General features: G+C 73.1%; 19 protein-coding genes and 3 tRNA genes. 8 read left to right on the top strand and 14 right to left on the bottom strand.

All coding sequences use genetic code 11. The features are described 5' to 3' along the window. Nucleotides 1-27: 27 nt before the first annotated feature. The 4 genes from AB0I71_RS17840 to AB0I71_RS17825 form a co-directional block, all read right to left on the bottom strand. A complete protein-coding gene (locus AB0I71_RS17840; protein ID WP_357585859.1) occupies nt 28-849 on the bottom strand; it encodes a putative protein N(5)-glutamine methyltransferase in 822 nt (273 codons plus the stop codon). Beyond that, the gene (locus AB0I71_RS17835) at nt 849-2000 is read right to left on the bottom strand and encodes a cystathionine gamma-lyase (RefSeq protein ID WP_357585857.1); all 1152 of its coding nucleotides are present in this window, start codon (nt 1998-2000) and stop codon (nt 849-851) included. The genes AB0I71_RS17840 and AB0I71_RS17835 overlap by 1 nt, the downstream gene beginning before the upstream one ends. Nucleotides 2001-2008: 8 nt before the next feature. Continuing rightward, nucleotides 2009-3007: an NAD(P)H-dependent glycerol-3-phosphate dehydrogenase gene (locus AB0I71_RS17830; protein ID WP_357585855.1), complete on the bottom strand. Its 999-nt coding sequence runs from the start codon at nt 3005-3007 to the stop codon at nt 2009-2011. A 76-nt stretch (nt 3008-3083) separates the two neighbouring features. Beyond that, entirely contained in the window at nt 3084-3821 is a 738-nt protein-coding gene (locus AB0I71_RS17825; RefSeq protein WP_357585853.1) for a lysophospholipid acyltransferase family protein, read from the bottom strand. A gap of 129 nt (nt 3822-3950) precedes the next feature. Here AB0I71_RS17825 and cofC point away from each other — a divergent pair, with 129 nt between their 5' ends. The 5 genes from cofC (at nt 3951) to AB0I71_RS17800 (ending at nt 9628) form a co-directional block, all read left to right on the top strand. Continuing rightward, nucleotides 3951-4589, top strand: coding sequence for a 2-phospho-L-lactate guanylyltransferase (gene cofC, locus AB0I71_RS17820; protein WP_357585851.1), 639 nt, complete (start codon nt 3951-3953; stop codon nt 4587-4589). A 71-nt stretch (nt 4590-4660) separates the two neighbouring features. Next, nucleotides 4661-4858: a cold-shock protein gene (locus tag AB0I71_RS17815; RefSeq protein WP_099847193.1), complete on the top strand. Its 198-nt coding sequence runs from the start codon at nt 4661-4663 to the stop codon at nt 4856-4858. A 53-nt stretch (nt 4859-4911) separates the two neighbouring features. Then, nucleotides 4912-7206 carry an RNA degradosome polyphosphate kinase gene (locus AB0I71_RS17810; RefSeq protein WP_357585849.1) on the top strand — a complete coding sequence of 765 codons (2295 nt, stop codon included), beginning with the start codon at nt 4912-4914 and terminating at the stop codon, nt 7204-7206. Between the two features lie 23 nt (nt 7207-7229). Beyond that, nucleotides 7230-8762, top strand: coding sequence for a CYTH and CHAD domain-containing protein (locus tag AB0I71_RS17805; RefSeq protein ID WP_357585847.1), 1533 nt, complete (start codon nt 7230-7232; stop codon nt 8760-8762). Then, complete coding sequence (locus AB0I71_RS17800; RefSeq protein ID WP_357585845.1) at nt 8759-9628, top strand: NUDIX hydrolase; 870 nt, start codon at nt 8759-8761, stop codon at nt 9626-9628. Before AB0I71_RS17805 ends, AB0I71_RS17800 begins: the two co-directional genes overlap by 4 nt. A gap of 132 nt (nt 9629-9760) precedes the next feature. Here the strand turns inward: AB0I71_RS17800 and AB0I71_RS17795 are convergent, their stop codons facing one another. From AB0I71_RS17795 to leuC, 4 genes are all read right to left on the bottom strand, one after another. Next, nucleotides 9761-11674 (bottom strand): endonuclease/exonuclease/phosphatase family protein, encoded by a 1914-nt coding sequence (locus AB0I71_RS17795; protein WP_357585843.1) that lies wholly within the window; start codon nt 11672-11674, stop codon nt 9761-9763. A 146-nt stretch (nt 11675-11820) separates the two neighbouring features. After that, the gene (locus AB0I71_RS17790) at nt 11821-12426 is read right to left on the bottom strand and encodes an HU family DNA-binding protein (RefSeq protein WP_357585841.1); all 606 of its coding nucleotides are present in this window, start codon (nt 12424-12426) and stop codon (nt 11821-11823) included. A gap of 173 nt (nt 12427-12599) precedes the next feature. Next, nucleotides 12600-13187, bottom strand: coding sequence for a 3-isopropylmalate dehydratase small subunit (gene leuD, locus AB0I71_RS17785; protein ID WP_357585839.1), 588 nt, complete (start codon nt 13185-13187; stop codon nt 12600-12602). Between the two features lie 14 nt (nt 13188-13201). Beyond that, nucleotides 13202-14647, bottom strand: a complete 1446-nt coding sequence (gene leuC, locus AB0I71_RS17780) for a 3-isopropylmalate dehydratase large subunit (protein ID WP_357585837.1) — start codon at nt 14645-14647, stop codon at nt 13202-13204. Nucleotides 14648-14696: 49 nt separating this feature from the next. On the opposite strand from leuC, the gene AB0I71_RS17775 reads away from it, so the two are divergent. Next, entirely contained in the window at nt 14697-15383 is a 687-nt protein-coding gene (locus AB0I71_RS17775) for an IclR family transcriptional regulator (RefSeq protein ID WP_092373513.1), read from the top strand. Between the two features lie 141 nt (nt 15384-15524). Here AB0I71_RS17775 and AB0I71_RS17770 read toward each other — a convergent pair. The 4 genes from AB0I71_RS17770 to AB0I71_RS17755 form a co-directional block, all read right to left on the bottom strand. Further along, nucleotides 15525-15597: transfer RNA gene (locus tag AB0I71_RS17770), tRNA-Glu, on the bottom strand. A gap of 164 nt (nt 15598-15761) precedes the next feature. Then, a tRNA-Glu gene (locus AB0I71_RS17765) sits at nt 15762-15834 on the bottom strand. Between the two features lie 137 nt (nt 15835-15971). Continuing rightward, nucleotides 15972-16043: transfer RNA gene (locus AB0I71_RS17760), tRNA-Gln, on the bottom strand. A gap of 108 nt (nt 16044-16151) precedes the next feature. Beyond that, complete coding sequence (locus tag AB0I71_RS17755) at nt 16152-16955, bottom strand: fumarylacetoacetate hydrolase family protein (RefSeq protein ID WP_203998263.1); 804 nt, start codon at nt 16953-16955, stop codon at nt 16152-16154. Between the two features lie 133 nt (nt 16956-17088). Here AB0I71_RS17755 and AB0I71_RS17750 point away from each other — a divergent pair, with 133 nt between their 5' ends. Beyond that, nucleotides 17089-18447: a hypothetical protein gene (locus AB0I71_RS17750; protein ID WP_357585834.1), complete on the top strand. Its 1359-nt coding sequence runs from the start codon at nt 17089-17091 to the stop codon at nt 18445-18447. 110 nt (nt 18448-18557) lie between these two features. Next, nucleotides 18558-19451 (top strand): 3-methyladenine DNA glycosylase, encoded by an 894-nt coding sequence (locus AB0I71_RS17745; RefSeq protein WP_357585832.1) that lies wholly within the window; start codon nt 18558-18560, stop codon nt 19449-19451. Nucleotides 19452-19499: 48 nt separating this feature from the next. Here AB0I71_RS17745 and arfB read toward each other — a convergent pair whose 3' ends face one another. Beyond that, entirely contained in the window at nt 19500-19925 is a 426-nt protein-coding gene (gene arfB / locus AB0I71_RS17740) for an alternative ribosome rescue aminoacyl-tRNA hydrolase ArfB (RefSeq protein WP_357585830.1), read from the bottom strand. A 74-nt stretch (nt 19926-19999) separates the two neighbouring features. Further along, nucleotides 20000-20296, bottom strand: coding sequence for a hypothetical protein (locus tag AB0I71_RS17735; RefSeq protein ID WP_357585828.1), 297 nt, complete (start codon nt 20294-20296; stop codon nt 20000-20002). Nucleotides 20297-20370: the final 74 nt, after the last annotated feature.

Here is a 20370-nt window from a genome sequence, read left to right as displayed (position 1 = left end):
CTCCCGCCGTCACAACCTGACGTGAGGCTAGTTCTCGTACCGCCGGCCCGCCACGTCGACCGGGCACCGGCCCATCATCGCGGTCCCGTCGGAGGCGTCGTCGCGCACCACCGACGGCACCAGGCCGGCCTCGGTCAGCACCGCCCGGAACTGCTCGACCTGTGCCTGGCCGACCTCCACCACCAGATGCCCGCCCGGCGCGAGCCAGCCCGGCGCGGCAGCGGCCAGCCGGCGCAGCACCGCCAACCCGTCCGGCCCGCCGTCGAGCGCCGCGGCCGACTCGTACCGGCGCGCCTCCGGCGGTAGCAGGACCATCGCCGCCGTCGGCACGTACGGGGCGTTCGCCACCACCAGATCGAGCCGGCCACGCCAGGCGGTCGGCAGCGGATCGAAGAGGTCCCCGGCGAGGACCGGCACACCCACGGCGGCCAGATTCCGCCGCGCACAGGCCACCGCCGCCGGATCCAGGTCGACCGCGGCCAGCAGCCGGGGCGCGGTGAGCCGACGCGCCAGCACCCGGCTGATCGCGCCCGAACCACAGCACAGCTCCACCACGGCCGCCGCCGGCCCGGTCACCCGAGCCGCCGCCGAGACCAACAGGGCGGTACGGGCCCGGGGCACGAAGACGCCCGGGTCGACGTCGATCCGCTCACCGCAGAACTCCGCCCAGCCCAGCAGGTACTCCAGCGGCTCACCGGCGACCCGCCGGTCGGCCATCTCCGCGAGCGTCTCCGGGCCACCGCCCGCCGCCACGAGCAGCCGGGCCTCCTCCTCGGCCCACACGCAGCCGGCCCGCCGCAACCGGGCGACCAGGGCGTCGTACCCGACCGGGGAGACCGGCGCTGCCATCAGGCGGCGGCGTCCAGCGCGGCGATGACATCGGCGACCAGGTCGACCGGGTCCTCCACTCCGCAGGAGAGCCGGACGAAACCGGGCGTCGTGTCGTCGCCCCACTGCGCCCGCCGGTCCGCGGTGGTGTGCAGGCCACCGAAGGAGGTCGCCGCGACCACCAGCCGGGCCGCGTCGAGGAAGCGGGCGACCCGTTCGGCACTGCCGAGATCGAAGCAGAGCACGCCCGGGATCCGCCGCAGTTGTCGCACCGCCACCGGATACGCCGGATCGTCCGGCAGCCCCGGCCAGCGCAGCCCGGCGACGTCGGCGCGCCCGGCCAGCAGCCGGGCCAGCGCCTCCGCGTTCGCCGTCTGCCGGGCCAGGCGCAGGTCGAGGGTGGCCAGCGACCGATGGGCCAGCCAGGCGTCGAACGCGCCCGGCACGGCACCCGTCGCGGTACGCCAGGCGGTGACCGTCGACAGCAGCTCCGGCGACCGGGTGGCGACGTAGCCGAGCAGCAGGTCGGAGTGCCCGGTGAGCGCCTTGGTGCCGGAGGCCACCACCACGTCCGCGCCCAGGTCCAGCGGACGCTGCCCGAGCGGGGTGGCGGTGGTGTTGTCCACGGCCAGCAGGGCGCCGGCGGCGTGCGCCCGCTCGGCCAGCGCCGGCAGGTCGACCACGTCGAGCCCCGGGTTCGCCGGCGTCTCCACCAACACCAGCCGAACCCCGTCGAACTCCGGATACGGCCCGACGGTCGGCGCGAACACCACCCGTACACCGTTGCCGGCGAGGGTGTCGGTGGCGAACGCGCGCACCGGGAAGTACCCGTCGGCGGGCAGGACCACCACGTCACCTGGCCGCAGCACCGCCTGCAGCAGCCCGGTTATCGCCGCCTGACCGCTGGCGAAGACCCGGCAGTCGCCGCCCTCCAGCTCACCGACCGCGGCCTCCAGCAGCCGGCGGGTCGGGTTGTCCGGACGCCCGTACCCGTTCGGCGCCGCCGCCGGCCCCTGCCACGGGTCGAGGTGGTACGGCGCGGCGAACACCGGCCCGGGCAGGAACGGCGCGCCGGGGGTGGGTTCGGGCAGGCCGGCGTGCACACACCGGGTGCCGTCCCCCTGCGCCGGGTGGCCGTGCGGCTCCGGGGAGCTGAACTCACGCTCGCTCATGGTGCTACTCACTCCGGCTTCGTGGTGCGGCTCATCAGGGCCTGGACCGCCAGGCGCGGGTCCACCCCCTCGTGGCAGACCAGCTCGACCTGCTCGGTGATCGGCATCTCCACCCCGTGCGCGCGGGCCAGGTCCCGGATCGCCAGCGCGCTCTTCACCCCCTCGGCGGTCTGCCGGGTGGCGACCCGCGCCTCCTCCAGGGTGGCACCCCGACCGAGGTGCTCGCCGAAGGTACGGTTGCGGGCCGACGGCGACGAGCAGGAGGCCACCAGATCACCCATCCCGGCGAGACCCGCGAAGGTGAGCGGATCCGCGCCGAGGGCGACCCCGAGCCGGGCGGTCTCGGCCAACCCCCGGGTGACGAGCATCGCCCGGGTGTTGTGGCCGAAGCCCATCGCGGTGGCGATGCCGTACGCCAGCGCGATCACGTTCTTGACCGCCCCGCCCAGCTCGCAGCCGATCACGTCGTCGTTCGTGTACGGGCGGAAGTAGGGCGTGGTGATCGACCGCTGCACCAGGGTGGCGCGGTCGGAGTCGGTGCAGGCGACCACGGTGGCCGCGGGTTGCTCCGCGGCGATCTCCGGCGCCAGGTTGGGGCCGGAGACCACCACCACCCGGTCCGCCGCGACCTTGGCGGTCTCGACGATCACCTCGCTCATCCGCTTGGTGGTGCCGAGTTCGATGCCCTTCATCAGCGACACCAGGGTGGCCTCGGGATGCAGGTGCTCCACCCACTCGGCGAGGTTGCCGCGCAGGGTCTGCGACGGCACCGCCAGCACCACCATCTCGGCACCCTTGATCGCCTCCACGGGGTCGCCGGTTCCGGTGACCCGCTCCGGCAGCACCACGCCGGGCAGGTACTCCGGATTACGCCGCTCGGCACGGATCACGTCGGCGATCGGCTGCCGCCGCGCCCAGAGCGTCACCTCCCGGCCCGCGTCGGCCAGGATCTTCGCGAACGCGGTACCCCACGATCCCGCCCCCAGCACCGCCACCTGTCCGGTCACGCCGCCGCCTCCCTACGGTCGGCGCCGCCGTGAGGCACCACCACGCTGCACCGATGATTCGCTCGCTGACGCTCGCTCATGCTGCCGCCTCCGGGCGCTGGCGGTCGGTCTGCGGGCGGGTGGTGCGCTGCCACAGTGGCGGTGGTGTCCCGCCCCGGATGTCGGCGAGCATGTCCCGCAACCGCAGCATGATCACCTCGGTCATCTCCTCCAGCACCTGCCGACTCGGGGTGGCGCCGGCCCAGCGGCTCAGGTCGATAGGCGGGCCGGCCACCACCGTCACCGGGATCCTGGGCCGCAGGTTGACCCGGGCCCGACGCGGATCGAAGATCCGCTGCGGTCCCCACATCGCCAGCGGTACCACCGGGGCGCCGGTGGCCAGCGCCAGCCGGGCCGCGCCGGTCTTGCCCTTCATCGGCCACAGGTCCGGCTCCCGACTGGTGGTCCCCTCCGGGTAGATGATCACCGCGCCGCCCTCGTCGAGCGCCCGGACCAGGGCGTCAAGCGACTTCACCGCGTCGACCGAGCCCCGCTCGACCGGAATCTGCCGGCACCGGTGCAGGATCCAGCCGATCACCGGCACCTTGAACACGCTCGCCTTGCCGAGGAACTGCGGCCACCGCCCGGCGTCGTAGACGAAATGGGCGGAGACCAGCGGATCGGCGTGCGAGATGTGGTTCGGCACGATGATCACCGGGCCGTCCTGGTCCAGGTGTTCCATGCCCCGCCAGGTACGCCGGGTCCAGACGGTCATCACCGGCTTCACCAGCACCACGGCGAACCATTGCCAGAATCCCAGCCTCCGCCGACCCACCGTGCCTCCTCGTGCCCGCCCCGACCCGCCCACCGGAGAAGCCCGGTGAGGTCCGCAGCCGAAATCATGCCTGCTCGCCCCGGGTACGGCCAGTGAGGGTACCGCCGGCCGACTGGCAGGATGGCAGGTGTGACGCAGCCCTGGACGGTGGTGGTGCCGGTCAAACGCCTGGCAGCCGCGAAGACCCGGCTGCGTGGCGGGCTACCGGGCGTACCCCATCAGGACCTGGCCCTGGCGCTGGCCGCCGACACCCTGGCGGCGGTGCGGGCCTGTCCGGGGGTGGCCGAGGTGCTGGTGGTCACCGACGACGCCCGGGTCGCCGGCACGGCCCGGTCCGCCGGTGCCCGGGTACTGCCGGACGTCGCCGGCGGCGGACTCAACGCCGCGTTCCGGCACGGTGCGGCCGGCGTCACCGGCTGGGCGGCCGGGCTCACCGCCGACCTGCCCGCCCTGCGTCCGGCTGAGCTGGCGGCGGCGCTGCACACGGCGCTGACCGGGCCGCCGGGGGTACGCCGGTTCGTGGCCGACGCCCCGGGCACCGGCACCGTGCTGCTGGCGGCCCCGCCGGGCGTACCCCTGGACCCGCGCTTCGGACCCGGTTCGGCCGCCGCGCACGCGGCCAGCGGCGCCCACCGGCTCACCGGCGACTGGCCGAGCCTGCGGCGCGACGTGGACACCCCCGACGACCTGGCCGTCGCGGCGCGGCTCGGGCTGGGCCCGCGCACCGCGGCGCTGACCGGCTGCCTCACCGAGTCCCTCTCGACCTGACGGCGCGGGCCCTCGCGCACCGCGCCCGAGGGTTCACCGACACCGGCCCCCGGGCGCGGTACGGTGCTGGCATGCAGGGCACGGTGGCGACCTTCGACGCGGCTACCCGCAGCGGACTGCTGCTGCTGGACGACGGCACCGAGCTGTCCTTCCCGGCCCGGGCGTTCGACGCCTCCGGGCTGCGCCTGCTCCGCCTCGGTCAGCGGGTACGCGTGGAGACCGACGCCTCCGGCGACGTCGTACGCGTGACACTGCCGACGATGTCCTGACAACCCGCCGCAAGTTCATTTTGCGTTAACCGAGTTCGGGTGATTATGGGCGGGTGAGCACCCCTCGCGAACGTCCCGCCAGCCCCGCCGCCACCGACGACACCACCAGCCGCAACGGAGGTCGCCCCCGGGGGACCGACGGGCGGTTCCGCAGCGACCGCTCGACCACCGACAACGTCCCGGACACTGACCCGGCAGCCGCCTCCGCCGGCCTGGAGGAGGTGCTGGACCCGGTGTCGGCACCGGGTCTGCCGCAGCCCACCGAGGAACCGGCGCCCGTCCACGTCCTGCCGGAGGACCGGTTCCTCAACCGGGAGCTGTCCTGGCTCGACTTCAACGCCCGGGTGCTCGCCCTGGCCGAGGACCAACGCACCCCGCTGCTGGAACGGGCCAAGTTCCTGGCCATCTTCGCCAGCAACCTCGACGAGTTCTACATGGTGCGGGTGGCCGGGCTGAAGCGCCGGCTCTCCGCCGGGCTACCCGTGCGGGGCGGCGACGGGCTGCCGCTGCGTACCCAGCTGACGCTGATCGCGGAGAAGGCCGCCGCCCTGGTGGCCCGGCAGGCCGCCTGCTACGTCGACGACCTGCTGCCGAAACTCGCCGCCGAGGACATCCGGGTGCTGCGCTGGTCCGACCTCGGCGACGCCGAACGGGAGCGGCTGCGCACCTACTTCCGGGAGAAGATCTTCCCGGTGCTCACCCCGTTGGCGGTCGACCCGGCCCACCCCTTCCCGTACATCTCGGGCCGATCGCTGAACCTGGCCGTCGCGGTACGCGACCCGGACGGCGGGCCGGAGCTGTTCGCCCGGGTGAAGGTGCCGAACAACGTGCCCCGCTTCGTCCGGGTCGACCGGGACCGGCCCGGGGTCCGCATGCTGCCGGTGGAAGATCTCATCTCGGTGCACCTCGGGCAGCTCTTCTCCGGCATGCAGGTGGTCGAGTGTCACCTGTTCCGGGTCACCCGCAACGCCGAGGTGGAGGTCGACGAGGACCGGGACGAGGACCTGCTCCAGGCGCTGGAACGGGAACTGGCCCGCCGCCGCTTCGGCCCGCCGGTACGGCTGGAGGTGGCCGCCTCGATCTCCGACCACATGCTGGAGCTGCTGGTCCGGGAACTGGACATGGACACCCAGGACGTGCTGCGGGTCCGCGGCCTGCTGGACCTCTCCGCGCTGTGGCAGCTGTACGGCGAGGCCGACCGACCCGACCTGAAGGACCCGCCGTTCGTCCCGGCCACCCACCCCCGGCTCGCCGAGGGCGAGGTGCCGCGCAGCGTCTTCGCCACCCTGCGCGACGGCGACGTGCTGGTGCACCACCCGTACCACTCCTTCGCCACGAGCGTGCAGCGGTTCATCGAGCAGGCCGCCGCCGACCCGAACGTGCTGGCCATCAAGCAGACCCTCTACCGCACCAGCGGTGACTCACCGATCGTGGACGCGCTTGTCGACGCCGCCGCCGCCGGCAAGCAGGTGGTGGTGCTCGTCGAGTTGAAGGCCCGGTTCGACGAGGTGGCGAACATCGGCTGGGCCCGCACCCTGGAGCGGGCCGGCTGCCACGTGGTCTACGGCCTGGTCGGTCTCAAGACCCACTGCAAGACCGCCCTGGTGGTACGGCAGGAGGGGAACCAGATCCGCCGCTACTGCCACATCGGCACCGGCAACTACCACCCGAAGACCGCCCGGCTCTACGAGGACTTCGGCATGCTCACCGCCGACCCGGAGATCGGCGCCGACCTGACCGACCTGTTCAACGTGCTCACCGGTTACAGCCGGCAGACCGCGTACCGGCGGCTGCTGGTGGCCCCGCAGGGCATCCGCAGCGGCCTGATCGAGCGGATCGAACGGGAGATCAACCACGTCCGGCTGGGCATGCCGGGGCTCGTCCAGTTCAAGGTGAACTCGCTCGTCGACGAGGAGATCACCGACGCGCTGTACCGGGCCTCCCAGGCCGGCGTGCACGTCGACCTGATCATCCGGGGGATGTGCACGCTGCGCCCGGGGGTACCCGGACTCTCGGAGAACATCCGGGTGCACTCGATCCTCGGCCGTTTCCTGGAACACTCCCGGGTCTTCCGCTTCGGCAACAACGGCGACGCGGAGTTCTGGATCGGCTCCGCCGACCTGATGCACCGCAACCTGGACCGCCGGGTGGAGGCACTGGTCCAGGTGACCGATCCGGTGGCCCGGGCCGAGCTCGACCACGTGCTCGGTGCCGCGATGAGCCCGGACGTGGACGCGTTCGAGCTGGCCGGTGACGGCACCTGGACCCGCCGTACCGGCCGGCCGGAGGCACCGCTGAGCCATCTTCAGCACCTGCTGCTGCGTCGCGTCGGCGGCACGGCCGGTTGAGCGGGCGGGAATAGGCTGAGCAGATGATCGAGGAGGAACGGAAGTTCACGGTGGAGGCCGGGTGGCTGCTGCCCGACCTCTCCCCCGCCGTGCCGGCCTCGGGGAGCGTCCGGGTGCTGGCGCCGGTGACCCTCGTCGCCACCTACCACGACACCGTGGACCTGCGGCTGGCCCGGGCGGGCGTCTCGCTGCGGTACCGCGAGGGTCACGAGGTGCCGTGGACGGTGAAGTTGCCGACCGGCAGCCCCGGCGTCCGCAACGAGATCTCCCGCGCCGGCACCCCCGAGGCGATGCCGGCGGAACTTGTCGAGCTGGTCACCGTCTTCCACCGTGGTGCCGCGCTGGCTCCGGCGGCGGTGGTGCGTACCGTCCGGCACGCCCAGGAGATCGTCGACGACGCCGGCCGGGTGCTGGCCGAGGTGGTCGACGACCAGGTCACCGTGCTCGACGCCGAGGGCACCGCCACCAGCGCCTTCCGCGAGGTGGAGGTGGAACGCAAGGCCGGTGCGGCCGCCCTGCTCGACCGGCTCACCGAGTTGCTGCGCGACGCCGGTGCCCGGGGCGGCGACTTCACCCCGAAGCACGTACGCGCGCTCGGCCGGGCGGCCACCGGCGAACCGGACCTGGTCGCGCCGGACGACCTGCCGGCCGATCCGAGTGCCGCGGCGGTGGTCACCGAGGCGGTACGCCGCGAGACGGCTCGGCTGTTGGCGCACGATCCGCTGGTCCGGCTGCGCGCACAGGTCGGCGACGACGACACCGCGGTGCACCAGATGCGGGTGGCCTGCCGGCGGTTGCGCAGCGACCTGAAGACCTTCGGCCCGCTGGTTCGCCCGGCCTGGGCCCGGCCGTTGCGTACCGAGTTGAAGTGGCTCGCGGACGCCCTGGGGGCGGCTCGGGACGCGGAGGTGCTGCGGGAACGGTTGCGACGCACCGCCGCCGCCGACCCGGTCAGCCCGGTGGATCCGGCGGCTGTCGACCGGCTGGACGCCGTACTCGCCGGTCGGCAGGAGGAGGCGCTGACCGGGGTCGACGAGGCGCTGCGCTCACCTCGGTACCTCGCCCTTGTCGACGCGCTGGTGTTGGCGGCCCGGGCGCCACGGCTCACGCCCGGGGCGGACGCGCCGGCCCGACGGGTGCTGCCGCGACTCGTGGCCCGGCCGTGGCGACGGCTGGCTGGCACGGCGAAGAAGCCGGGCGGCGTCGCGGCCCTGCATCCGGCTGGTCCCGACGAGCAGTGGCACACCGTACGCAAGCAGGGCAAGCAGGCCCGCTCCGCGGTGACGGCGGTCGCCCCGGTGCTCGGCGGGGACGCGGCGAAGCTGGCCCGGGCGCTGGCGAAGGTGCAGAACCTGCTCGGCGAGCACCAGGACGCGGCGGTGGCCGCCGAGACCTGGCGGGCGGTGGCCGAGGCGCGGCCCGACGACCACCAGTTGGCGCTGGCCGCGGGCCGGCTGCTGGAGCGCGAGCGGGCGGCCGTGCGACGGGCCCGGGCGGACTTCCCGTACGCCTGGCGGCGAGCCAGCCGGCGGCGTCGGACCCGGTGGCTGGCATGACCGAGATCCGGGCGGCCGGCGGCGTGGTGTGGCGGCCGGCGGGCGCCGACGACGTCGAGGTGTGCCTGGTGCACCGGCCCCGGTACGGGGACTGGACGCTGCCGAAGGGCAAGCTGGAGCCGGGCGAGCACCCGCTGCTCGCCGCCGCCCGGGAGGTTGCCGAGGAGGCCGACGCGCAGGCCGCGCCGCAGCTGCGGCTGCCGTCGGTGCGGTACCGCAGCGAAGGTCGGCTCAAGGTGGTCGACTACTGGTCGATGCGGGCGGTGGGCACCGGCGGATTCCAGCCGGACACGGAGGTCGACGACGTTCGTTGGCTGGCCGTCGACGAGGCGATGGCCCTGGTCAGCTACCCGCACGACGTGGAGGTGCTCGCCGCGTTCGCGGCGCTGCCGCCGGTCACCGCGGCCCTGGTGCTGGTCCGGCACGGTCACGCCGGCAAGCGGCTGGCCTGGCCCGGCCCGGACACCGGACGACCGCTTGACGCCCGTGGCTGGTCCGAGGCCCACGCGCTGGCACCGCTGATCGGGCTGATCCGCCCGGCCCGGCTGCTCTCCGCGTCGCCGCGCCGGTGTGTGCAGACCCTCGATCCGGCCGCCGCGTCGTTGGACCTGCCGATCGAGGTCTGCGGCGATCTGGACGAGCCGAGCGCCGGCCAGCAGCCCGACGAGTGCGTGCTGGCCGCTGCCGCACGCCTGGCCGCGCTGGCCGCCGCCGGCGAACCGGCGGCGTTGTGCAGTCAGGGCAAGGTGATTCCCGGCGCCCTGGAGCGGTTGGCGGGGCGGTGTGGTGACTACACGACCGGCAAGGGCGGCGGCTGGCTGCTCGCCTTCACCGGTGACCGCCTCGTCGCCGCCGATCGCCTCTGACCGGCTGCCGGCCAGCTCGCGCGGCGGCGACAGCACAGCCGGTTCAGCCCGACAGGGCGCGCAGGAGCACCCCTCGACCGCTGCTCGTCACCACCGAACCTGGCCGCTCGCCGGATCAAGCCGGCGACCGCCTCAGAGACCCGACAGGGCGAGGGTGACGGCGACCGGCAGGTGGTCGCTGGCGGTGCCGGGCACCGCTACCGGATCGGTGGCGACCAGGTCGGGTGAGACGAAGACGTGGTCGATCTGCTCGCGCGGATCGTCCGCCGGGCTGGTCGGCAGCGGGCGGGCGGGGGCGAGCGCGTCGACCAGACCGGCGCTGGTGAACGCGGTGAAGGCCGGATCGCCGGGCTCGGTGTTGAAGTCACCGGCGACCACCAGCGGCGTGCCGTCGGCATACCCGGTGGCGAAGTCCGCGACGGCGCGGGCCTGGACCACCGGGTCCGCACCCGGCGGCGGTTGCAGGTGGGTGCTCACCACGGCCAGGCGTACCCCGGCACCGAAGTCGACGGTGACGCCGAGCGCCTGCGCCCCGGTGGGCGCGCCCACCGCGGGCAGCGGGCGGGTCCGCGCCCGCTGCATCGGCCAGCGGCTGAGCACCGCGTCCCCCCACAGCGGGTCGGCGGCCGGCGCGAAGACGTAGGGCATCCCCAGCCGGGCGGCGAGCAGGCCCAGCGTGTCGTGGCCGCCGTTGAGCAGCCAGCCCCGGTCGACCTCGCTGAGCACCACCACGTCGGCCCGGCCGACCGCCCGGTCCAGGGCGGTGAGGTCGAAGCGACCGTCGAGGCCGAAGCCCATCCGGATGTTGTACGCCACCAGCCGCACCCGCTCCGGCGGCCCTTCCCGGTTGCTCGACACCAGCCACGGCCCGTGCAGCCAGGCGGCCGCGAGGGCGACGACGGCGGCCAGCACCGCGATCCGCCACCGGGGCAGGTCCGGTGCGGCTTCCGCCTGCGGTACCCGGTGTCCGTCGGTCGGAGCCGCGCCGCGTATCGCGACCAGCCCGGTGAGTGCGGCCACCACGGCAGGAAGCCACTGGTTCGGGTAGCCGAGGTCATAGGCGGCGTAGTAGACCATCGCGGCGACGGCGAAGACGAGCATGCCGCCCACCGCCGCGTACGCCGGACCGGTGCCGGTTCGGGAAGCCTGCCGCGCGGGTTCGACACCGGTCAGGCCGAGGCAGCCGCCCAGTCCCGCCGCGCTGGACAGAATGGCGACGGTGAGCAGCGTCGGCGGGCCGTACCCGAACAGCAGGGCTCCGGCCAGCAGCAGCACCGGCGGCAGCACCCGCCACCGCTGGCGGAGCGGGATCAGCGCGCCGAGCAGGAACAGGGGCGCCGCGACACCCAGTGGGGCCAGCGCGAACGGCGGCGAAACGCCGGTGCCCGCCTCGCCGTACCAGTAGGACATCGCGGTACTCGCGACGGCGGGTGACAGCGCAAGCATGCCGCCGAGCAGCAGCGCCGGCCCGACGAGCAGCCAGGCCCGGCGGGCCGGCGGCGCATCGTCGGCCGGCTGGGCGGTGTCGTGGCCGCGACCGAACGCCAGCTGGGCGGCCAGCAGCGCCGCCACCACCGCCACGCTGGCCGCCCACGCCGGCCACCGCTGCCACCACACCAGGTCGTACGTGCCGAGCAGGGCGTGGCCCAGCGCGCTAGCGGTCAGCCCCAGCACCAGCCCGGGCACCGGGTGCGCGACCCGGGCGGCGGTGGCGGTCAGCCAGACCAGACCCGCGAGCAGACCCGCGCTGGCCAGCCACAGTTGGGCCCGGCCACCCGGCGCGGCGGTGAGGGTGAGCCGGACGGCGCCGAGCACCAGCACCGCCGCGACACCTACCAGGTCGGCGCCGAGCCGCGCGACGAGGATCGGCGCGGCGAGCGCCAGCACGAACCAGCCGAGCGCGAACGCGCCGAGCAGCTCGGCCGGGGTCGACGCGGCCTGCCCGAAGATGGTGATGACCGACGGCAGGAAGACCCGCAGCACGTCGGTGAGGACGACGAGTCCCAGGGCCAGGGTGGCGGTGCCGAGACGACGCTGACTCAACACGGTTCTCTTTCCGGCGAGGGGTGGTGCGGCGATTCTGCTGGCCGGGTCCCGCGCCGGTCAACGGTTGCCCGTCGAGGGGTGCGGCGGGGGGTGGACATGGCGAGGGCGCCCGCCGGGTCGGCGGACGCCCTCGTCGTACGACCGGCTCAGCGCCGGGTCGCAGCCTTCCTGGCCGGCGCCTTCTTCGCCGGAGCCTTCTTGGCCGTCGCGGTCTTCCGGGCCGCCGTCGCCTTGGTCGCCGCGGCGGTCTTCTTCGCCGGGGCGGTCTTCTTCGTGGCGGCCTTCTTCGCCGGAGCGGCCTTGGCGGTCGTCTTGGTCGCGGTGGTCTTCTTGGCCGCCGCGGTCTTGCTCGCCGTGGTCTTCTTGGCTGCGGTGCTCTTCGCCGCGGTCGTCTTCTTCGCCGCGGTCGCCTTGGCACCTGTGGTCTTGGCGGTGGCCCCGGCGGTCTTCTTCGCCGCAGCCGTGGCCTTCGGCACCTTGCCGCTGGCCACCATCTCCTTGAACCCGGCGCCGGGGCGGAACGTCGGCACCGAGGTCTTCTTGACCTTCACCGCCTCCCCCGTACGCGGGTTGCGGGCTGTTCGCGCGCCCCGTACACGCTTCTCGAACGCTCCGAAACCGGTGATCGCCACTTTCTCGCCCTTGGTGACCGCCGCCTGGACCTCAGCGAGGACCGCGTCGAGCGCGGCCGTCGCCGTTTTCCGGTCCCCCAGGCGAACGGCGAGCGCCTCGATGAGCTCGGCCTTGTTCACGACTTCCTCCTGATTGTGCAACTGACTCGACGCGAGCCATTCTGCGCGCACGGTATGCCCTGTGCTGGCGGGACACAAACATTCGGCGGAAAAAAGCCCTTGTGTCGTAACGGATTCGCCCCCACCGGTGGCACCGGTGGGGGCGAAATCGGCTGGGGATCGGGGCGATCGGGCTACGCGACCCGGGGCAGGAAGGCCGGTCGACCCGCCTCGAAGGCACTGATCAGGTCCTCGTGCCGGAGGGTGAGTCCAATGTCGTCCAAGCCCTCCATCAGCCGCCACCGGCTGAAGTCGTCGAGCGGGAACGACCAGGTGGCGGTGCCGGCCCGCACCTCGCGCGCGGTCAGGTCGACGACGATCGGAGTGGTCGGGTCCTCCTCGACCATGCTCCAGATTTCTTCGACGGCTTTCAATTCCAGCTCTACCGGAAGCAGCCCTTCCTTGAGGGCGTTCCCGCGGAAGATGTCACCGAAGCGTGGCGAGATCACCACTCGGAAGCCGTAGTCGCGCAACGCCCACACGGCGTGCTCCCGCGATGACCCGGTGCCGAACTCGGGGCCGGCCACCAGAATCGACGCTCCCGAATAAGCTTGATCGTTGAGCACGAATCCCGGATCCTCACGCCACGCGCTGAACAGTCCGTCGGCGAATCCGGTACGGGTCACCCGCTTGAGGTACACGGCGGGGATGATCTGGTCGGTGTCCACGTCGGACCGACGCAGCGGCAGGGCGGTGCCGGTGTGCACGGTGAACTTGTCCATCTGTCGCAGCCCTTCTACAGGTCGGCGGGAGCGGCCAGCCGGCCGACGACGGCGGTGGCGGCGGCCACCGGCGGGCTGACCAGGTGGGTACGCCCGCCCCGGCCCTGGCGGCCCTCGAAGTTCCGGTTGGAGGTCGAGGCGGCGCGCTGCCCCGGGGAGAGCGTGTCCGGGTTCATGCCCAGGCACATGGAGCAGCCGGCGAAGCGCCATTCGGCTCCGGCGTCGGTGAAGACCTTGTCCAGCCCCTCCGCCTCGGCAGCCTCCCGTACCGCGGCCGACCCGGGAACCACGAGCATGCGCACCCCGTCGGCCACCCGGTGGCCGCGCAGCACGTCGGCGGCGGCGCGGAGATCCTCCAGGCGCCCGTTGGTGCACGAACCGACGAAGACCACGTCGACGGAGAGGTCACGAAGCGCGGTGCCGGGGCTCAGGTCCATGTAGGCCAGGGCCCGGCGGGCGGCGGCCCGCTCCGGCTCGGTGACGAACTCCTCCGGATCCGGCACGGTCGCGGCCAGCGGTGCGCCCTGCCCGGGGTTGGTGCCCCAGGTGACGAACGGGGTGATCTCGGCGGCGTCCAGCGTCACCTCGGAGTCGAAGGTCGCACCCTCGTCGGTGGGCAGCGTCCGCCAGTACTCCAGCGCCGCGTCCCAGTCGGCGCCGCTGGGAGCGTTGGGACGCCCCTTCAGGTACGCGAAGGTGGTCTCGTCCGGCGCGATCATGCCGGCCTTGGCACCCCATTCGATGGACATGTTGGCGATCGTCATCCGGCCTTCCATGGACAGCGCCCGGATCGCCTCGCCCCGGTACTCGACGATGTGCCCGCGCCCGCCGCCGGTGCCGACCTTGGCGATCAGGGCAAGCACCAGGTCCTTGGCGGTGACGCCGGGGCCGAGCCGGCCGTTGACGGTGACCGCCATCGTCTTCGGTCGGGCCTGCGGCAGCGTCTGGGTGGCCAGTACGTGTTCGACCTCACTGGTACCGATACCGAAGGCCAGCGCGCCGAACGCGCCGTGCGTGGCCGTGTGCGAGTCGCCGCAGACGATCGTCATGCCGGGCTGGGTGAGGCCGAGCTGCGGGCCGATGACGTGCACGATCCCCTGGTTCTCGTCGCCCAGCGGGTGCAGCTTCACACCGAACTCGGCGCAGTTGCGCCGCAGCGTCTCGATCTGGGTGCGGGAGGTGGGGTCGGCGATGGTGAGCAGGTCGCCACGGCGCTGCTGGAACGAGGGATCGGCGTACCCGGTCGGGGTGTTGTGATCCTCGGTCGCCAGCGTGAGGTCGGTACGCCGCACCCGGCGGCCGGCCACGCGCAGACCGTCGAAGGCCTGCGGGCTGGTCACCTCGTGCAGCAGGTGCAGGTCGATGAAGAGCAGATCGGGCTCACCATCGGTGGACCGGACGACGTGTGCGTCCCAGACCTTCTCGGCCAGGGTCCTCGGCTCAGGAGTGACTCCCACCATCTGGACATCCTAAATTCTGGGAGGTAAATTTCGGCTTGTGGGACACAGTATGAGCGGTGTCGGCGTTCTCGACAAGGCGGTGGTCATCCTGGCCGCCTGCGTCGACGGCGCCAGCCTGGCCGAACTCGTTGAACGCACCAAGCTGCCCCGGGCCACCGCGCACCGGTTGGCGCAGGCGCTGGAGATCCACCGGATGCTGGTCCGGGACACCCAGGGTCGCTGGCGTCCCGGCCCGCGCCTGGGTGAGCTGGCCAACGCGGCGCCGGATGTGCTGCTGACGGCGGCCGAGCCGCTGCTGGCCGCACTACGCGACGCCACCGGCGAGAGCGCCCAGCTCTACCTGCGCCGGGCGGACGAGCGGATCTGTGTGGCCGCCGCCGAGCGGGCCAGCGGGCTGCGCGACACGGTGCCGGTCGGCTCGGTGCTGCCGATGATCGCCGGCTCCGCGGCGCAGATCCTGCTCGCCTGGGAGCCGCCCGAGGCGGTGATGCCGCTGCTGCCCCGGTCGAAGTTCACCGGCCGCACCCTCGCCGAGGTCCGCCGCCGGGGCTGGGCACAGAGCGTCGCCGAACGCGAGGCCGGCGTGGCGAGCGTCTCAGCTCCGATCCGCGACCGCACCGGCCGCGTAATCGCCGCCATCAGCATCTCCGGCCCCATCGAGCGCCTGGGCCGCCGTCCCGGCGAACGCCACGCCATGGCCGTGGTCCGAGCCGGCCAACGCCTCTCCGGCCTCTAACCCCTTCACCCTGTTGATCATGAGGTCAGCTGCAGTTGTTGATCTTCTAACTGCCGCTGACCTCATGATCAACAGGGTGAGCGGGGTGGGGTGGTGGGTGCGGAAAGGCCCGTCCCGGGGCGGGACGCGCCTTTCGATCTGTAGCCCCGACCGGATTCGAACCGGCGCTACCGCCTTGAGAGGGCGGCGTCCTGGGCCGCTAGACGACGGGGCCAGGCTCTTTCCAGATTCACCAGCCCTTGTGGGCGGTGCGGCAGTAGTCTAGCGGCGCCCCCGCACGGCGTTGCACAGGGGTGGCGGGGCAGGCCGACCGGGGTGGCAGCCGCGAGAAAGCGAAACGGCCCGCTCCGCTTCAGCGGAACGAGCCGTGAACACCTGTAGCCCCGACCGGATTCGAACCGGCGCTACCGCCTTGAGAGGGCGGCGTCCTGGGCCGCTAGACGACGGGGCCAGAACACATTGCGGCACCACCTCTGGAGGCGGTGCCGCCGAACTCTACCAGACCTCGCGACCGATCCCCTCGCGGTGCATCGGTGCTGAACTCCACCAGAATCCAGCGACCTCGATTCGTGACGAATCTCGGCTGCGCTGGGGTACCAGGACTCGAACCTAGACTAACTGAACCAGAATCAGTCGGGCTGCCAATTACCCCATACCCCATTGGCCCCTTGCGGCGCCGGGAACAAACTCTACCCTCCCGGCACCGACAGGCCAAATCGACTTCCCCAAACCGCACCTGAGCTGCCAAAACGGCGATCAGGCCGGCGGTCAGGCCGCCGACACGACCGGGTTCGTCAGCTCACCGATCCCCTCGATCCGGACGCTCACCGTATCCCCGTCCGCGAGCGGGCTAACCCCCGCCGGCGTACCGGTCAACACGACGTCACCGGGCAGTAGCGTCATCACGTGTGAGACGTACGACACCAGGGCCGGAGCGTCGAAGACCATGTCCCCGGTGCGGCCCAGTTGCCGTACCTCCATCTCCTCCGGGTCGCGACCGACCTCGCAGCGGATCTCCAGGTCGGTGACGTCCAGCCCGGTGGTGATCCACGGCCCGATCGGGCAGAACGAGTCGAAGCCCTTGGCCCGGGTCCACTGGCTGTCGGAACGCTGAAGGTCCCGGGCGGTGACGTCGTTGGCACAGGTGTAGCCGAAGATGGCCCGCTCCGCGGCGGCCCGGTCCGCCCGGCGGGCACCGGGCGCACCGATCACCACCGCCAGCTCGGCCTCGTGTTCGACCTGCTTGCTGAATTCCGGCAACCGGATCGCGTCCCGGGGGCCGATGACCGAGGTCGAGGGCTTCAGGAACAGCAGCGGCTCCTTCGGCACCTCCGCACCGTGTTCGGCGGCGTGCTCGGCGTAGTTGCGGCCGACGCAGACCACCTTGCTGGGCAGGATCGGCGAGAGCAGCCGGACGTCGGACAACGCCCAGCGGACCCCGCTGAACGTGATCTGGCCGAACGGGTGGCCGGAGATCTCGGCGATGGTGAGCCCCTGCGGGCCCGCCTCCGGCTCCCCCTCGACGACGCCGAACGACATTCCCTTGGCATGAGCGAAACGAGCGATACGCACCAGGCCAATGTAGTGCGGCCAGCGGACGAGCGCCGCAGCTTACCCGCGCCGGCCACCGCCGGGGCCGGATTCACCGCTTCGTACCCGCCCGACGCGCGCCCGCACCTAGCGTCGGCTGCGGAGGTTCGTTCGTATGCCTGCATCGACACGACACCACAAGGCCCTAGCGGCGATCGTGCACTGCGTCGGCCTGCTGACCGCCCTGCCGGTGCTGCCGGCGGCAACCGTCCCGGACGCTCCGACGGCCACCGTCACGGGCGCTCCGACGGCCACCGTCACGGGCGCTCCGACGGCCACCGTCACGGGCGTTCCGCCGGCCGGACGGCTCCAGCCGGCGGCGGCCACACCCGATCCCAGCATGCCGGCGGCACCCCCGGCGGTACCGACGCCGACCCGGGTGGCCTCGCCCGCCGCCAGGCCGAAGGTGAGCGTGCGGGTCGCGCCGGAGCAGAGCGCCGCGCCCGGGTACCGGATCGAGGTCCGTAACGCCGGCAGCGCGCCGGTGGACACCACCGTCCGTCAGGAGCTGCCCCAGGGCGTCTCGCCGACCAAGATCAGCGACGGAGGCCAGGTGGTACGCCCCGGCGGGTCGGCGGCGACCGAGGTGACCTGGCGGCTGAAGCTGCCGCCGGGCAGCACCACCACGCTGGGCACCACGCTCACCACGGCCGCCTCCCGACAGCCGGTGACCGCGCCGACGTGCGCCTTCGCCAGCGACGGCCGGCAGCCGTACGACTGCGCGAGCGCCACCTGGACGGCGCCGGGGATGGCGGCGACGCAGTCGCAGGAGCCCACGGGCTGGCGTCGCCAGGCACCCGCGCTCATCGCCGGCGGGGCCGCGCTGCTGGTGCTGGGTGTGGTGGGACTGCTCACCTGGCGACGGCGCCGACGGCCGGTGGCCGCAGCACTGGCCTCGGACGGGCCCGGCACGATCTATCCGCGGCCGGCCGCTCCTCGCCCGCCGGCCCGGTGCCGCAAGCCGCCGGTCTGGGTGGTGGTGCCGGTGGCCGCGACCGTGCTGGCCGGCACGGTGGGCGCCGCAGCGTGGTCGGCCACCCGGCAGGTCACCGCGATCGACACGGACAGCCAGCCGACAAGCGGCGCCTGGAAGGGCACCGGGACGAGCGGCGTGCTGGGGATGCCGCTGCGCGAGGACGCGTTCGAGTTCACCGTCTACCGGATGACCTGCGAACCGGGCCGGGGCGCTCGGCAGTGCCAGGCGACCGTCGGGGTCCGCAACCTCACCCCTGAGCACCAGAGCTGGCACGGCAAGCTGCAACGGGCGTACCTGGCCAACGGCAACTGGGTAACCACCGACGAGCCGGCCACCCGACAGGCGAACCAGGGCCGCGACGTGTTCGCCGACCCGTTGCTGGCCGGCAGCCGGGTGGTGCTGCCGTTGGTCTTCACGATCAACGGGCGGGAGGCACCGCAGCGGCTGGAGCTGCGCAGCGGGGTCTTCTCCGCTGGCGTACGGGTCGACGTGCCCTGACCGGGCGGCCGGGACGACGGTCGTACCCTTGGGGCCGTGACCGCCGTCCCCGCCCCCGCAACGCCCGCCGTCGTCGGCGGGCGGGTGAGCCGCGCCCCGGACGGGCGGCGGTGACCAGCCTTCCCGCCGCCGCCTGGCGGCCCCTGCTGACGGGTCACGAACGGCGGGCCGACTCGCTGACCGCGGGGCACCGGGCCCGCCGGGCCACCGGGGAACGCCACGCCATCGACGACTTCCTGTACGACTACTACGGCACCCGACCCTCGGTGCTGCGACGGTGGCACCCCGGTGTCGGTGTCCGCCTTGAGGCCGGCCCGGACGGTCCGGCGCCGCACCACCTGTGGCGTTGGTACACGACGGACGCGGACGGGGCGGTACGCCTCGACGTCGAAGCGTTCCGCACCGATCGGGAGGACTCGGTGCGGTTCATCCACCGACTGCTGACCGCGATCGCCTCCCGCCCAGCCTTCACCGGCTGCTTCGGCCTGCACGAGTGGGCGATGGTGTACCGCCAGCGTGAGCACCGTCATCCGCTTCCCCTCCGGCTCGGCCAGCGGGGCACCGACGCGGTGGTCGAGTCGCACCAGATCCGGTGCACACACTTCGACGCGTACCGGTTCTTCACCCCCGACGCGGTCGGCCGCAACCAGCTCCGACCGACCCGGGCCAGTCAGGTGGACCTCGACCAGCCGGGCTGTCTGCACGCCTCCATGGACTGCCACAAGTGGGCCACCAAGCTCGGCCCCGCGGTCCCCGGTGACCTGGCGCTCGACTGCTTCGAACTGGCCGGCGACATCCGACTGCTCGACATGCGCGCGTCGCCGTACGACTTCTCCTCGTACGGCGAGGCGGCGGTGGCCATCGAGACGCCGGAGGGCAAGGCCGAGTACGTGGCACGGCAACGCGAGTTCGCCCAGCGGGCCGGCCGGTTGCGGGCCCGACTGATCGAGGTCTGCTCCGCGATACTGGACCGGGCCGGAGCGGCAGCGCCGGACCGGGCCTGACCGGTGGTGTGACCGTGGCGTGGACCCGGCCATGCCAGCTACGACCGACTACTCGCCGTCCACCCGACGGTCGCGCTTGCGCTGCCCGCGACGCTTCTTCTCGGCCAGTCGCCGCTCCTTGGCCGCCCGAGACGGGCGGGTCGGACGGCGCGGAGGCGGTGGCGGTGCGACCGCCTCGCGCAGCAATGACACCAGGCGTTCCCGGGCCGCCTCACGGTTGGCCAGTTGCGCCCGGTGCTCACTGGCGGCGATCGTCAGTACGCCGTCGACCAGCCGCCCGGCGAGCCGGTCCAGGGCCCGGGCGCGCAGCGATTCGGAGATGCTCGGTGAGCCGGCCAGGTCGAAGCTCAGCTCGACCCGCGAGTCGGCGGTGTTGACCCCCTGCCCGCCCGGTCCGGACGACCGGGAGAACCGCTCCCGCAGTTCAGCGGCGGGAACCACCCACCGGTCGGTCACCCGCAGTCCGTCGTCCACGCCCTGAGGCTAGCGCGGGGTCCGGAACCCGTTCGCGCCAACGCCGGGAGCGCGCAGCCAGCCCGGTGCCCGTGTCAGCGGGTGGGTCGCTCGTCCGCGCTGCTGCTCGGCGTCGGCGCCGCCGGAGCCGGCTCGTCACTGCCACCTGCGGCGGCGTACGCCACCGCTCCGATCAGGAGCAGGGCGATGACGCCGACCTTCGTGGTGACCACTTTGATCAGCATCCAGGCGGCGCGACGCGCTCCGGGAACGGTCTTCTTCGCCGCCTGGTAGTCGTTCCAGCCCCGCCGGGCGCGCGCGTACGACGACCCGACGCCACTTCCGATGATGAGGCCCACCAGCAGGAGGACCGCGATGAGAGGACGCTCCACCCACGCCAGTATCCATACCGAGCGTCATATTTCCATTCTCCGATCATCGAGCGCCGGAATCCGACAGTTGCCCC

It is taken from the genome of Micromonospora sp. NPDC049891, assembly GCF_040660295.1.
In the GTDB taxonomy this organism is placed as follows: domain Bacteria; phylum Actinomycetota; class Actinomycetes; order Mycobacteriales; family Micromonosporaceae; genus Micromonospora.
Note: the sequence above shows the minus strand (reverse complement) of the source record. Positions and strands in the feature narration are given on the sequence as shown.